The 985-nt window shown below is 57.0% G+C and carries 2 protein-coding genes; both read left to right on the top strand.

Annotated features, from left to right (window positions below):
• Positions 1-53 precede the first annotated feature (53 nt).
• Positions 54-368, top strand: coding sequence for a transposase (locus ACZYUB_RS16605; protein WP_463949344.1), 315 nt, complete (start codon positions 54-56; stop codon positions 366-368).
• A gap of 74 nt (positions 369-442) precedes the next feature.
• A partial coding sequence (locus ACZYUB_RS16600; protein ID WP_463949343.1) for a transposase occupies positions 443-985 on the top strand: 543 nt, incomplete at its 3' end.

Genomic DNA, 985 nt, shown 5'->3' with positions numbered 1-985 from the left:
TGTAATGACCCACTGAAATCCTGCTCAGGTCATAATGAGTGGAGATCACAGACATGAGCATTACGATGGACGAAGAAATCAAACGTTGGACCGCCAAGCGCAAGACCGCTTTGGTCATGGACATCATCCAGGGCAAGACCACAGTTTCCGAGGCGGCTCGCGCCTTCGATTTAGCTCCCTCTGAAATTGAGGAGTGGGTTAATGACGCCAAACAGGGCATGGAGAACGCTCTGCGCGCCAAGCCGTTGGATATCCGCGAGCAGTACGAGAAACAACTCAAAGAGCTTCAGGAGGCCTATGGCGAAGCCATGCTGGAGTTACGCGCCAGAAAAAAGTTGGCCTCCCTGCTCGGCGAGGACGACAGATAGTCGCCGATGTTCAGCAGGGATTACGCGCCGAGGGTTCCGAGGTCTCCGTCAGTAAAATCTGTCGTTGGTTTGGCTTGCCGCGGCGCAGCTGGTATTACCGAAGCGTCAAGGCAGCGCCCAAGGTTCAGGAGCATCTGGTTACGCCGATCAAGGCCATGATCGAGGAGAATCCATCGTTCGGTTATCGAACCGTGGCGGCACTGCTGGGCTTCAACAAGAACACAGTACAGCGCATCTTCCAGCTCAAGGGGTGGCAAGTCCGCAAGCGCCCGGTCGGGTTTCGCCCGCGGATCCAGGCCTTGCCATCGGTGGCGTCTGCCCCCAACCAGCGTTGGGCGACCGACCTATGCCGGATCTGGGCTGGACAGGATGGCTGGTGTACGTTGGCCTTGGTGATTGATTGCCATACCCGAGAGTTGCTGGGTTGGCATCTGTCACGCAGTGGTAAATCTAAGACGGCCGAGGCGGCGCTGGAGCAAGCGCTGATAACCCGATTCGGATGCCTGGGACGGGTAACCACGCCGTTCTTGTTACGCAGCGACAATGGCTTGGTGTTTACCAGCCGCAACTACACCGCGCTGGTCAAAAGCTATGGGCTACAACAGGAGTTCATTACG

This window comes from Pseudaeromonas sp. HNCC25DJ182, from assembly GCF_055413365.1.
The sequence above is the reverse complement of the archived record's forward strand: the minus strand, read 5'-3'. Positions and strand labels throughout refer to the sequence as shown.

Coding starts and splice junctions, on each gene's coding strand:
- ACZYUB_RS16605 (WP_463949344.1), top strand. CDS start 54: ATGAGCATTACGATGGACGAAGAAATCAAACGTTGGACCGCCAAGCGC.